General features: G+C 68.5%; 10 protein-coding genes and 1 tRNA gene. 3 read left to right on the top strand and 8 right to left on the bottom strand.

Going from position 1 to position 12,980, the window contains the following annotated elements; translation table 11 throughout:
- Positions 1-583: 583 nt before the first annotated feature.
- Entirely contained in the window at positions 584-820 is a 237-nt protein-coding gene (locus AC1RS9_RS11715) for a cell division protein CrgA (RefSeq protein ID WP_006944615.1), read from the bottom strand.
- A 92-nt stretch (positions 821-912) separates the two neighbouring features.
- On the opposite strand from AC1RS9_RS11715, the gene AC1RS9_RS11710 reads away from it, so the two are divergent.
- Both AC1RS9_RS11710 and AC1RS9_RS11705 read left to right on the top strand, forming a co-directional pair.
- A complete protein-coding gene (locus tag AC1RS9_RS11710; RefSeq protein ID WP_492921588.1) occupies positions 913-1,764 on the top strand; it encodes a DUF881 domain-containing protein in 852 nt (283 codons plus the stop codon).
- A 150-nt stretch (positions 1,765-1,914) separates the two neighbouring features.
- Positions 1,915-2,550, top strand: coding sequence for an aminodeoxychorismate/anthranilate synthase component II (locus AC1RS9_RS11705; RefSeq protein WP_006944795.1), 636 nt, complete (start codon positions 1,915-1,917; stop codon positions 2,548-2,550).
- Between the two features lie 90 nt (positions 2,551-2,640).
- Here AC1RS9_RS11705 and pknB read toward each other — a convergent pair whose 3' ends face one another.
- The 6 genes from pknB to AC1RS9_RS11675 form a co-directional block, all read right to left on the bottom strand.
- Positions 2,641-4,524: a Stk1 family PASTA domain-containing Ser/Thr kinase gene (pknB, locus tag AC1RS9_RS11700; RefSeq protein WP_492921586.1), complete on the bottom strand. Its 1,884-nt coding sequence runs from the start codon at positions 4,522-4,524 to the stop codon at positions 2,641-2,643.
- Between the two features lie 100 nt (positions 4,525-4,624).
- The gene (locus AC1RS9_RS11695; RefSeq protein ID WP_074040026.1) at positions 4,625-6,079 is read right to left on the bottom strand and encodes a peptidoglycan D,D-transpeptidase FtsI family protein; all 1,455 of its coding nucleotides are present in this window, start codon (positions 6,077-6,079) and stop codon (positions 4,625-4,627) included.
- A complete protein-coding gene (locus AC1RS9_RS11690; protein WP_038566299.1) occupies positions 6,076-7,455 on the bottom strand; it encodes an FtsW/RodA/SpoVE family cell cycle protein in 1,380 nt (459 codons plus the stop codon). The genes AC1RS9_RS11695 and AC1RS9_RS11690 overlap by 4 nt, the downstream gene beginning before the upstream one ends.
- Positions 7,452-8,726 (bottom strand): PP2C family protein-serine/threonine phosphatase, encoded by a 1,275-nt coding sequence (locus tag AC1RS9_RS11685; RefSeq protein WP_038566302.1) that lies wholly within the window; start codon positions 8,724-8,726, stop codon positions 7,452-7,454. Before AC1RS9_RS11685 ends, AC1RS9_RS11690 begins: the two co-directional genes overlap by 4 nt.
- 2 nt (positions 8,727-8,728) lie before the next feature.
- Positions 8,729-9,199: an FHA domain-containing protein FhaB/FipA gene (locus AC1RS9_RS11680; RefSeq protein WP_006944783.1), complete on the bottom strand. Its 471-nt coding sequence runs from the start codon at positions 9,197-9,199 to the stop codon at positions 8,729-8,731.
- Positions 9,196-10,524, bottom strand: coding sequence for an FHA domain-containing protein (locus AC1RS9_RS11675; protein WP_338084700.1), 1,329 nt, complete (start codon positions 10,522-10,524; stop codon positions 9,196-9,198). Before AC1RS9_RS11675 ends, AC1RS9_RS11680 begins: the two co-directional genes overlap by 4 nt.
- Before the next feature lie 211 nt (positions 10,525-10,735).
- Here AC1RS9_RS11675 and AC1RS9_RS11670 point away from each other — a divergent pair.
- Positions 10,736-10,818 (top strand) — tRNA-Leu (locus tag AC1RS9_RS11670).
- 381 nt (positions 10,819-11,199) lie between these two features.
- On the opposite strand, the gene AC1RS9_RS11665 is transcribed toward AC1RS9_RS11670, so the two are convergent.
- Positions 11,200-12,978, bottom strand: coding sequence for a PH domain-containing protein (locus AC1RS9_RS11665; RefSeq protein ID WP_131940214.1), 1,779 nt, complete (start codon positions 12,976-12,978; stop codon positions 11,200-11,202).
- Positions 12,979-12,980 lie beyond the last annotated feature (2 nt).

The following is a 12,980-nucleotide window of genomic DNA, read 5'->3' as shown; positions in this document are numbered from 1 at the left end:
TGGGCTGAGCGAGGCCGTTGTCGTTCGTGGGGTGCTGCCGTCGGGTGGCACCCCACGATGCGTGTGGATGAGTTGCCTGTGGATGGTGTGCCGTTAGCTGTGGATGACGCGGTGCACCACCTGGGGACGGTGAGGACGAGCCGTCACCCACATGGTTGTCCACAGTTTCCACAGGCTGGGGTGGGGAAAAACCCGCGGAACGGCGCTGATCTATGCCGAGGGGTGGGGGCGATGGGCAGAGTCATCCCCAGCCGTGGGGTGGTTCGTCCACCGTCAGCGGCATGTTTTCCACCGTAAACAGCGGCTCGTCCACCGGCCGTCCACTGTTTTCCACAGGTTTGTCCCCAGGTGTGGAAAACCACACGCGTGTAACTACACACAGGCTGTGGACAAGTCTGGGGACAACGCCTGGGCTGCGTCCGCAGGGCGCGCCCGCACCGTCAGGCCTTGCGGCGCGGCGCCCGGTGACCTCGTGGGGCCACGATGCAGCGAACCCGAGTGAGCAGAGACAGACGAACGCCCCTTCCCACGAGGGAACGGGCGTTCGGTTCGGTGGCGCGTCAGCAGCGGACAGAAGGTGGCGTCACTTCCAGCGCGTCAACATGACGAAGCCGACCATGATGGCCGCGAAGCCTATGACGATGTTGCCGGCGTCGATGCCGGGGATCGGGTAGCTCGTCGTGCCGCTGGCGATGTAGTAGACCATCACCCAGGCGAGCCCGGCGAGCATGAGGCCGAGGGCGACCGGCAGCCACCAGCGGGGGTTGAGGCCGTCTCCGGCGGCGGCGCGCTGAGTGGCGTCGGTGGTCTTGCGGGCCACGGCATGGCTCCCATCTGAGTTCGGTGCGTCAACTAGGGTGAGAGCCTAGTTGATCCGGCCGTGCGATGCGTCGAGTGAAGGAGGCCGACCCCATGAGCGAACGCGACTCCGAGCGCGACGCGTCTGCGGCGCCGCCCGCACACGTCGAACGCGCCGCCGACGACGCTGCGCGCGACGCGTTGCCGATCGACGAGATGCCGCCCGCGCGCCGTCGCGGCTCGTTGGCGTGGAAGGCCGCCGTCCCGATCGTGCTGCTCGTCGCGGGGGCGATGTTCGGGGTGAGTTCCCGTGCGGCGAACGGCACGGATCTGCGCTCCGACACCACCAATCTCGCTGATGTGGTGCGGCGCGCGGATCAGCGCGTCAAGACCAAGCAGGAGGACGTCGCGACGTTGCGAGCCGACCTCGAGGCAGCGCAGCTCGCTGCGGCGAAGAAGGATTCGGGCGCGGCGCGCGCGTTGGAGCTGACGAAGCAGGCCGACAAGGCGCAGGATCCGGCAGGTCTCGCGCCGTTGAGCGGGCAGGCCATCAGCGTGACGCTCGACGACAGCAAGAAGAAGGTCGAGGAGCTGCCGAAGGACGGTTCGCCGGACTGGCTCGTCGTGCACCAGCAGGACGTCCAGGCCGTCGTCAACGCCCTGTGGGAGGGCGGCGCTCGCGGCATCCAGCTCATGGATCAGCGCATCGTCTCGACAAGCGCCGTGCGCTGCGTCGGCAACACGCTCATCCTCCAGGGCCGCGTGTACTCACCGCCGTTCACGATCACCGCCGTCGGGGACCCGGTGAAGCTGAAGGCCGCGCTCGAGGCCGACGAATCCGTCAAGATCTACAAGCAGTACGTCGACCTCGTGGGCCTCGGCTACGACGTCAAGGCCATCCAGAACACGACGCTGCCCGCCTTCACGGGCTCGGTCACGATGAAGCACGCGTACGTCCAGCCGTGACGCCTGTGTCGCTGCGCCTGCAGCCTGACCCCGGGCAGGATGGCGGCTGACTCATGGGTAGGCGCGTAAACTGCCCGCCGACCCGTGAGTTACCTGGCATCCTGAGGCATCCTGACGGCGGTGTTGGCGCTCCCACCTAGACTGGCGCGCATGACCGATTCGCCGCGCATCCTCGTCGTCGACAACTACGACAGCTTCGTCTTCACGATCGTCGGCTACCTCCAGCAGCTCGGTGCCGAGACGACCGTCGTGCGCAACGACGCGATCAGCGCGAAGGACGGCGCCGACTTCGACGGCGTCCTCGTCTCGCCCGGTCCCGGCACGCCCGAGGACGCCGGCGTCAGCATGGCGATGATCGAGGCGTGCGGTGAGCGCAACCAGCCGATGCTGGGGGTGTGCCTCGGCCACCAGGCGCTCGGCGTCGTGACGGGTTGCACCGTCGGGCGCGCGCCCGAACTGCTCCACGGCAAGACCTCGCAGGTGCACCACGACGGCACGGGCGTCCTCGAGGGGCTCGACGATCCGTTCACCGCGACGCGCTACCACTCGCTGACGATCGACCCGGCCACCGTCACCGACGAACTCGTCGTCAACGGCCGCACCGAATCGGGCATCATCATGGCCGCCCACCACCGCGACCTGCCGCTGCACGGCGTGCAGTTCCACCCCGAATCCGTCATGACGGTCGGCGGCCACCGCATGCTCGCCAACTGGCTCGCGATGTGCGGTTCGACGACGGCCGTCGCCGCCAGCGCCGGCATGGCACCGCTCGTGCGCACCGCCTGAGCGGCACATAGCCCGAACGCCGCGCCCCACCAGCGGCTCTCGAACGAGGAAAGCCCCCGATCCACAGGGCCGGGGGCTTCCTTCGTCAGCTCACTTGCTCGACGACTGCGACGGCGACGGCGTCATCGCGCTACCGTCCGATGTCGACGACGGACTCGTCGACGGCGACGGCGACTGTGTCGACGACGAGGGGGACTGCGACGTCGCGGGCACGGAACTGGACGACGGGGCCGCTGACGACGAGGGCGGCTGCGTCACGGTGGCCGTCGCGGTCTTCTCGGGTGACTTGCCGATGTAGACGGTGACGGACGAGCCGTTGTTGACCTTCTTGCCGGCGTCGGGCACGTAGACGACCTTGCCGACCTCGTCGGGCCTGTCGGTGACCTGGTCCTTGGAGTCGATCGACAGGTGCGCCTTGTACAGCGCCTGCGCCGCCTCCGACGCCGTCTTGCCCTCGAGGTCAGGCACGGTGGCCTTGCCGCTGCTCTCGTAGAGCGTGATGTCGCTCGACGTGCCGAGTGATGCGCCTGCCTTCGGGTTGCTCTCGGCGATGATGCCGGCGTCGAGGCCGGTGTCGTCCTTCTTCGTCGGCGAGATCTTGATGTGGTTCTCGTCGATGCCGGCGGCGAGAAGGGCCGCCTTCGCCTCGTTGACGGCGTCACCGACGACGTTCGGCACCTTGACCGAGTCGGGGCCCGTGGAGACGGTGAGTGTCACGTCGGAACGTCGGGATGCCTCCGTCCCGCCCGCCGGATCTTGGTCGATGACGGTGTTCTCCGCGGCGTTGTCGGCGACCTCTCGCTTCGTGACGGTGAAGTCGGGCGACAGCGTCTTCGCGGCCTGCTCGTACGTCATGCCGCGCACGCTCGCGACGGTGACCTTCTCCGGCGAGCTGGGCGAGTGCATGAACAAGTAGCCGATGCCGAGGATGGCCGCGAGGGCTGCGACGGCCGCGAGGGCCCACCATCCGGCATGGGATCGGCTGGGTTCGCGCGAGTCGAGTTCGGCCGTCGAGTCAGCGGCAGCCGCCGTCGCCGCGGCGCGGCGCGTCGGGTAGTCGACGACCTCCGTGTGGTCGGCGGACGTCACCGTGCTCGCCTGCGCGGCAGCGGAGATCGGCTGGCCGGAGCGGGCGGCGAGGACGTCGGCGCGGAAGTCGGCGGCGCTCTGGTAGCGATCGTCGCGCCCCTTCGCGAGCGAGTGCAGCACGACCGCGTCGAGCGCCGGCGACACCGACGACTCGTAGAGCGACGGGGGTTGCGGCTGTTCGCCGATGTGCTGATAGACGAGGCTGACGGGCTCGCCGACGAACGGTGCGCGCCCCGTCAGCAGCTCGAACAGGACGCAGCCGGCGGAGTACAGGTCGGTGCGCGCGTCGACGCTCTGGCCCTGCGCCTGCTCGGGCGACAGGTACCGGGCGGTGCCGACGACGGCCTGGGCGCTCGTCATCGTCGCGCCGACGTCGGCGAGGGCGCGGGCGATGCCGAAGTCCATGACCTTGACGGAACCGCCGCGCGTCACCATGACGTTGCCGGGCTTGATGTCGCGGTGCACGATGCCCTTCGAGTGGCTGTACTCGAGGGCTGACAGGACGCCCATCATGATGCGGCAGGCTTCGTCGGCGCTGACCTTCTTCTCCTCGTTGAGGATCTCGCGCAGCGTCTGCCCGTCGACGAACTCCATGACGATGTAGGGGATGTCGACGGTGCCGCCCGCCGCTTCGACGAAGGTGTCCTCACCCGAGTCGTAGACGGCGACGATGTTGGCGTGGTTGAGCCCGGCGGACGCCTGCGCCTCGCGGCGGAAGCGTTGCAGGAAGCTGGGGTCGCGCGCGAGGTCCGATCGCAGGATCTTGATGGCGACGGGGCGTCCGAGGCGCGTGTCGTGGCCGGCGTGGACGTCGGCCATGCCACCGCGGCCGACGAGTTCGCCGACTTCGTAGCGGCCACCGAGGATGCGTGGTGTCGCGCTCATGAGATGTCCTTCGCGAGGGTCGGGATGGGGCGGTGCGCGGCGGCCGTGGAGCGCCGCAGAGGTGGACGAAGATCGCAGATGCGGACGGGAATCGCAGATGTCATCGCAGGGCTGCCTCGAAGATCTGCTGCGCGGCGGGTGCGGCGACCTCGCCGGCGAGGGTCTCGACGCCCTGATCGCCGCCGTTCTCGAGCACGAGCGCGAGCGCGATCTTGGGGTCGTTCGCCGGTGCGAAACCGGTGAACCACAGGTCGGCGGCCTTGCTCGTGTCGCCCTGCGCCGTGCCCGTCTTGCCCGCGACCTGGTAGCCGTCGACGGCGGCGAGCTTGCCGGTGCCGTTGTTGACGACCGCTTCCATCATCGTCTTGAGGCTGCCGGCCGTGTCCGATGAGATGGGCTTGGACATGATCTTCGGGTCGGTCGAGGAGATGACGTCGAGGTCGGAGTCGACGACGTTCTTCACGAGGTGCGGTTCCATCTGCGTGCCGCCGTTCGCGATCGTCGCGGAGATCATCGCGATCTGCAGCGGCGTGACCCGCACGTCGTACTGGCCGATGGCGGCCATCGCCGTCTGCGGCGTGTTCATGTCGGAGGGGAAGCTCGACGGCGAGACGCGCATCGGCAGGCGCACGACCTGGCCGAAGCCGAACTTCTTGGCCTGTGCGGCGAGCTTGTCCTGGCCGAGATCCATGCCGAGCTCGGCGTAGGCCGTGTTGCAGCTGATCTCGAGCGCGTGCGTCAGTGACGTCTTGTCGTTGTCGCCGCAGGGCAGGTGGTTGTCGTTGGGCAGTGAGTGCGTCGTCTGCGGCAGCCTGATGGTGGCAGGGCCGTTGAGCGTCGACTCGGGCGTGTACTTGCCCGATTCGAGCGCGGCGGCCGTCGTGACGAGCTTGAACGTGGAACCCGGGGGGTACAGATTGCCCGAGATGGTCCGGTTGACCATCGGCTGCGTCGAGTCGGCGTTGAGCTGCTTCCACATGTTGACGACCGACGTCGTGTCGTGCGAGGCGAGGGTCGACGGGTCGTACGTCGGTGAGCTCACCATGGCGAGGACGGCGCCCGTCTTGGGGTCGAGCGCGACGGCCGCGCCGCGACGGTTGCCGAGCGCCTTCGCCGCGGCCGCCTGGATCTTGGGGTTGATCGTCAGCTCGACGTTGGCCCCGGCGGGCTTCTTGCCCGTGACGACGTCAGCGAGGCGGCGGTAGAACAACGAGTCGCTCGTGCCGCTCAGGACGCCGTCGGAGGCACCCTCGATGCCGCCGCCGTTGCCGTAGACGATCGAGCTGTAGCCCGTGACGGGCGCATAGAGCGAGCCGTTCGAGTACTGACGCTGGTAGACGTACTTGTCGTTCGACTTCACGCTCGTTGCGATGGCCTTGCCGTCGACGAGGATGCTGCCGCGTTCCTTCTTGTACCCGTCGTTGATGACGCGGCTGTTGCCGGCGCGGGCGTCGAGCGAGGGCGCCTGGACGACCTGGATGTAGCTCGCGGCAACGAGAACGGCACAGAACAGCATCGAGGCCACGACGCCGAGCTTGCGGATCGGCGTGTTCATCGGATCTTCACCACCTGGGTGTCGTCGGAGCCGAGCGTCGGCTTCGCCTCCGTGACGGCGGGGCGTCGCGCCTGGTCGCTGATGCGCAGCAGCAGCGCGATGATCGCCCAGTTCGCGAGCAGCGAGCTACCGCCGGCTGACAGGAACGGCGTCGTCAGACCAGTGAGGGGGATGACGCGGGTGATGCCGCCGAGGACGACGAAGCACTGCAGGCAGATGGAGAACGCGAGGCCTGTCGCGAGAAGCTTGCCGAAGCCGTCGCGGCAGGCAATGGCGATGCGCAGGCCGCGTTCGACGATGATGGCGAACAGCGCGATCATCGCCGTGAGGCCGACGAGGCCGAGTTCTTCGCCGAAGCTCGACATGATGAAGTCCGAGTTCGCCTCGGCGTAGTTGAACGTCGGGTAGCCACGTCCGAGGCCGGTGCCGGTGAGTCCGCCGAACGCGAGGCCCATGAGGGAGCGGGCGACCTGGTCGGAGAGGCCTGGCGCGAACGGGTCGAGCCAGAGGGTGACGCGGTTCTGGAAGTTGGGGAAGAGCAGGTACGCGAGGTAGCAGCCGCTGAAGAAGAGCCCGAGACCGATGGCGATCCAGCTGCGCCTCTCCGTCGCCACGTAGAGCATGGCGACGAACAGGCCGAAGAACAGCAGCGACGTGCCGAGGTCCTTCTCGAAGACGAGGACGGCGAGGGACGTCAGCCAGGCCAGCAGGATGGGGCCCATGTCGCGCGCTCTCGGCAGCGGGAAGCCGAGCACACGCTTGCCGACGAGACTGAGCGCGTCACGCGTCTGCACGAGGTAGCTCGCGAAGAAGATCGTGAGCAGGATCTTGGCGACCTCGCTCGGCTGGAAGCTGAGCGGCCCGACGTGGATCCAGATGCGGTTGCCGTTGATGTTCATGCCGATGAACGGCAGCAGCGGCATCATGAGCAGCGCGAGGCCGGCGAGGGCGAACGTGAACGTGTAGCGCCGCAGCCGCCGGTGGTCGCGGATGAGGCAGAGCAGCCCGATCGCGGCGGCGACGGCAATGGCCGACCACATGAGCTGTCGGACGGCTGCGCCCTCCATGACGCCCTTGCCGCGGGCCATGTCGATACGACGGATCATGACGAGTCCGAGGCCGTTGAGCAGCGTCGCGGCCGGTAGCAGCACGGGGTCGGCGTAGGCGGCGACGACGCGCACCACGAGATGGAACACGAGGGCGATGACGCCCATCCCGACGCCGAGCGTCAGGATGTCGGTCGGCAGCGACCCCTCCACCGCGAGCCCGACGTTCGCGTAGGCGAACAGCACGATGCCGACGGCGAACGCGAGCAGCATGAGCTCGGTGCCGCGTTTCGTGCCTCGGCCCGTGATGGTCGCGAGGTCTGGGCTCACTTCGTGCACTCGTTTCCGGAGGCGGACGCGGCGAGGCACGCGACCATCTCCGCGCGCAGACGCTCGACGGTGGCGGCGGCCTCCTTCTCACTGGAGGCGTCGATGCCGCTCGTCACCTTGGAGCGCCAGAACTCAGGCAGGTCGGCGGTCGGGATGTTCGTGCTCTCCTGCTGATGGCGCAGGTCGATCGGGCCGAGCTTCGAGTCGACTCCTTGATAGACGGTGACTCGGCCGCCCGAATCCTTGATGAAGTACTGACTCTGCGACCACGTCCAGCCCCACACGGCGGCGACGGCGAGGGCGAGCAGCAGGACGAGCGCGGCGATGGCGGCGTAGAGACGTCCGCGGCGACGCGGGCGCGTCTCGGCGAGGTGGGCACCCTTGTCGGTCTCGTCGGGTTCGTCGTCGCCGTCGAGTTCGCGGGAGAGGGCGCGGGCCTTCTCCGCCGGCGTCTGCTCGCGCGTCGGCAGGCTCTGAGTCAGGCCGTGCGCGACGGCGGCGCCGACCACGTCGGGGCGCGCGGCGAGGTCGACGTCGTCGATGTTCGCAACCTCCGCGACGACGACGGTGACGTTGTCGAGCGTCGAGGCCTTGAGGGCGATCTCGATGAGGGAGTCGGCGACCTCGCCGACGCTCTTCGACGCGCCCTCGGTGAAGATCTCCTCGATCGTGCGGGCGCCGACGTAGTCGGAGAGGCCGTCGGAGCACAACAAGTAGCGGTCGCCGACGCGTGCCTCGCGCAGGCTGAGGTCGGGCACGTCGCCCTCGCGGCCCGTCAGGACGCGCGTGACGAGGCTGCGCTGCGGGTGGTGGACGGCCTCGTCGGGGGTGATGCGGCCGGAGTCGAGCAGGCTCTGGACGAAGGAGTGGTCTTTCGTGATCTGCGTGAACTTGCCGTCACGCAGCTGGTAGGCGCGGCTGTCGCCGATGTTCGCCATCGCGAGCTGACGGCCGGTCTTGAGCAGCACGATCAGGGTGGTGCCCATGCCCTCGCGGGTGGGATCGGCGTCCATCTCGCTGCGCAACTTCTCGTTGGCCTCGGCGATGCCGTCGGCGAGTTGGTCGAGAGCGTCGTCGGCGCCGATGTCGTCGCCGTCGAGCTGCACGAGTTCGCCGACGACGGTGGAGCTCGCGACGTCACCTGCGGCGTGGCCGCCCATGCCATCAGCGAGCACGAGCATCGAGCTGCTCGCGTAGGCCGAGTCCTCGTTGCGCTTCTTCGAGCCGAGACCGACGTCGGATCGTGCGGCGTATCTGAGTGCGATGGGCATGGTCACTTCCTCAGTTCGAGGACGGTGCGGCCGATACGGATGCGGGTGCCCGGTTCGACGCGCACGTGCTCACCGATGCGTTCAGCACCGATGTACGTGCCGTTCGTCGATCCCAGGTCGTCGAGGTACCAGCCGTCGGATTCGGGGTAGATGCGGGCGTGGCGACCCGAGGCGAAGTCGTCGCTCAGCACGAGCGAGCACTCGGGGTTGCGTCCGAGCAGGGTGCCGGATTCCGACAGCGGCAGCGTGGTGCCGCGCATCGCGCCTTCGATGATGGCGAGATGCGTCGGGCCCTTGCGCACGGCGCGGGGTGTCTTGGCCTTCGTTTCACGTGAAACAGCGCGCGAGGCACGGCCACCACCCGTCTTCGCGCCGTACAGGTCGGAACGGAGCACGCCGACGACGGCGAACACGAAGAACCACAGCAGCGCGAGCAGGCCGTAGCGGATGGCCGTCATCGTCAGTTCGTTCATGGGCGGTCTCCGAGATGGATGGTCATGGGGGTGCGCCCGAGGGTCAACCGGTCGCCGTCGTGCACGTGCGTCGAACCGACGTGCTCGCCGTTGACGTAGGTGCCGTTCGTCGACCCGAGATCGCGCACGCTCATGACGAGGTGGGGACCGTCGTGCGTGATGCGGATCTCGCTGTGACGACGGCTGACGCCCGGGTCATCGACGACGATGTCGGCGTCGTCGTCACGCCCGAGGACGGTGATGGCTCCGAGCAGGGGGTAGCGCTGCCCGTCGATCTTCAGCCACGGGCGTTCGCGCGGCGACATCTGACGCGGACGCGCCGATTCCGGGCGCGGCGCAGGCTCGTAGCCCGTCGGGTCGCCGGCGTCGCTGTCGTCATCCCAGGCGTGGTGAGCGTTCGCGTCATGGTTGTCGTGATTCTCGGCGTCGGCGTAGACATCGCCCGAGTAGACGCGACCGTCGGCGTGGGCATCGTCGAAACCGTGGTGGTCGTAGTCGTCGTAGCCGGCTTCGTCTTCGACGAGGTGGTCGCCGGCGGCGTATGAGTCTTGTACTGGCGGGGTGCTGACGTGCGCCTCGCGGTCGAGGTAGCCGCGTTCATCGTTGCGCTCGTACTCGGACGCTGCGGACGGGGGGCCGTCGGCGTGGCCGCGCGACGAGTCGGTGGTGGGCTGCGGGCTGCCGAGCAGGTAGTCCTTGATGCGCGTGCCGAACGTGCGGCCGGTCGGGTGCGGTGACGTCGTCGATCCGAGAGCGCTCGCGGAGCTGGCACCCGCGACGCCGGCGTGCGTGCCGGAGTGAGCGTCGTAGGCATCGGACGCATCGCGGGTGTCCAGGTGGGCGTCGTGGATCGCGCCCGTGGGCTGCGCCGCGGCGTCGTGGCTCGTGTCGTCGTGGTGCGTCTCGCGCTGCGGGCGCGGGTTGTTGCGCTGGTGGGCGAGGGCATCCGCGGCCTTGGCCGTTGCGGGGCGTAGGCGGAAGACGCCCGTCTCGAGGTCGTCGGATTCGGTGAGCACGATCGTCAGGGGGCCGCCGGGCATGTAGCGCTGCTCGTCGGCGTGCTCCTGGGCGCTCGCGATGAGTTCGTCGTCGAGTTCTTCGCCCCATTCGGAGAGGCGGTCGTAGTCGGTCGGCGACAACTCGATCGTGAACAGGTTGGGGACGATGGGTCGCTTGCCCTTGCCGACGGACGCCGCGCGGTCGTCCATGGCGCGGCGGATTCCAGACGCGATCTCGACGGGCTGGACCTCGCTCTTGAACGCGCGCGCGAAAGCGCCGTTGACGCCTTGTTCGAGTTTGCTCTCGAGCTTGTCGAACAGACCCATGGGTGCCTCCAGTCTCGTACCTCACCCCTGAGCGGGGACGTGCGCCCAACGGTTCGCCGGGGTTTTGATCGTAACGGGCGCACTCCTGCCTGCGCTGGATGCAGCGCGCGTCCGCGTGCCTGTGAGGGCGGCCGGTTGCGTGGTGGCGGGGCACGGGCGCCGCGCCGATTTGGTGAACTCGCCCAAGGTAGGGAATGATAGGTGAGCACTCGCGCGAGTGGCGGAACGGCAGACGCGCTGGCTTCAGGTGCCAGTGTCCGAAAGGGCGTGGGGGTTCAAATCCCCCCTCGCGCACGCGGGGTAGTTCACGAATCTCTGTGGCTACAGTTCACGAATCCCGGTCTGAGAGAAATCTCAGGCCGGGATTCGTGTTTTCCGAGGGGTTTTCGGCCTTGAAATCGCTTGGGTGGGCGCTGTGGCGCTGGCGGTCGATCTGTGAGCCCTGACCTTGATGTTCAAGTCAGGCTCTGCCGGCGCCTTCTCGCAGACCGCGGCCCCCGCAAAGAACGACCACACGACCAGCATCGCGGCCTCGTCAGTCGGAGGGGCCGCGCTCGCTCTCGGCGGATCTACCCTCGTCTACCGCCTACGCAAGAACGCCTGATCATCGTTGATCGCACCCGACGCTCGCCCGAGACAACTGCCCCGCCGGACGCATCCGGCGGGGCAGTCTCGTCAGACGCCGACCCGCTGCGGGTCGGGGGCGTCGAGCGCCGCGCGCGCACGCCGCGTCACCTCGGCGTGATCGAAGAGAAAACGCTGCGCGACCTCGGCGTCCTGATGCACGAGCCGCGGGCGAGTCGGCCCACTCGTCGAATGCAACTCGACGGTGCCCAAGCCCAGCCACCGCTGCAGAGGACCCTGCGCGAGCGCCATCGACTGCACCCGCGCATGTGGCACGCAGACGACTCGGCGCTTCATGCGGCTCTCGCGGATGACGGTCATCGTCGCCGTGCGCGCCCACGCCTCGCGCCGCGACGACAACGGATCGAGCAGCCGCGCTCGCCGGCCGGGCCTGGTGAACATCGCTGCGGCGGCTGATGTCGATGTCGTGCGCTCCGCCATCATCGCCTCGAGCATGAGGTCGCGACCGGTCACGTCCGGCGGCGTGCCCGGCTCCGGCAGGACGAGCTCCATGAGCATCATTGCGTCATCGACGGATCCGACCGGCAGCAGGATGGCGTCGGCGTCGTCACCGAGGGCGGAGGAACTCGCGAGGTTCATCCGCACGCGCCACCACCCGAACCGGCGCCACAGCACGGGTTGTGTGAGTTCGACCGCCTGGATGCGGTCGACCGGAATGACGCGACGCGTCGTCGAGGTGAGGCCGTGCGTGACGACGATCCCGTCGGACGTGAGCGCCACGGAGAAGTTCGAGTCGCGCAGGAACGCGCGGACGGCCGCATTCACCGCGCCGAACATGACGAACAGCACCGTCAGTGCGATCGAGAACGCCTCCGACGCGTGCCCCGTACTGACGCCGACACCGAACAGGACGAGCAGGACGACGAAACCCGCCTCCGCGACGAGCGCACCACCCGTCAGCGCCTGGGCGATGAAGACGCGATGCGGCGGCACCCTGACGATGGCACCTTCCGCGTCCGCTGCGACGCGAACGCGATACGGCGCGAGGGCTTCGGTCGGCGTGCCACTCAGGTCATCGACGACGCCCGGGACGACGCCGTGAACGAGCCGACTACCCAACGAGGCGCCGGGCCGCGAGGCCCTCGCCGTGGCGGCGTCCTCCCGGACGCGCGCGGCCTGGCGGGTGGTATGCGCCTCGACCTCGGGTGCATCGCCGGGGTTGGTGGCAGCCTCTTGGCCGCCAGCGCCGAGGCTGGTGGATGTCCGGGACGCACCGTCGCTCTCGTGGGAGGTTTCACGTGAAACTCGCACCCGTTCGAGCATCGTGGCGCGTAGCTTCTCGGCGTTGGCGCGCCGCAGGTACTCGATCGTCAGGTTGGAATCGCTGCCGCCGGCGACGTCGAACTTGAGCTGGGCGAGCCCGAGCAGTCGGGGAAGTAGCGGCTGGGTGAGGTCGATGGCCTGCACGCGATCGAGACGCGCCTTGCGGTGCGCCTTGCCGACGACGCCGTTGCGCACCTGCAAGCTGTCGGCGTCGACGCGAAACTCGTTCTTGCGCCACATGATCCAGTTGGCGAGCAGCAGCACGGCAAGCACGCCCACGAGAATGGCGAGCGCGACGAGCCAGCGGCTCGCCGCGTATGTCTCGGCATTGCTCGACGACGAGGAGCCACCGGCCGCGCCGTTGAGAGCATCCTTCAGCATGTCCTCGGCGCGGGAGATGCCGATACCGAGGACGACGAGCAGAAACGCGCCGCTCTTCATGACTGGCGTCAACGGGTGAACGCGATGCCATGCTCCGTCGGCGAGCGTGTCGTCGGGCGGCCCGGGGGTGGCGGCCGAGTCGTCGGGCGTGTGGGTATCGGCCATCG

This window comes from Dermacoccus sp. MPR-E5 (genome assembly GCF_058809565.1).
The sequence above is the reverse complement of the archived record's forward strand: the minus strand, read 5'-3'. Positions and strand labels throughout refer to the sequence as shown.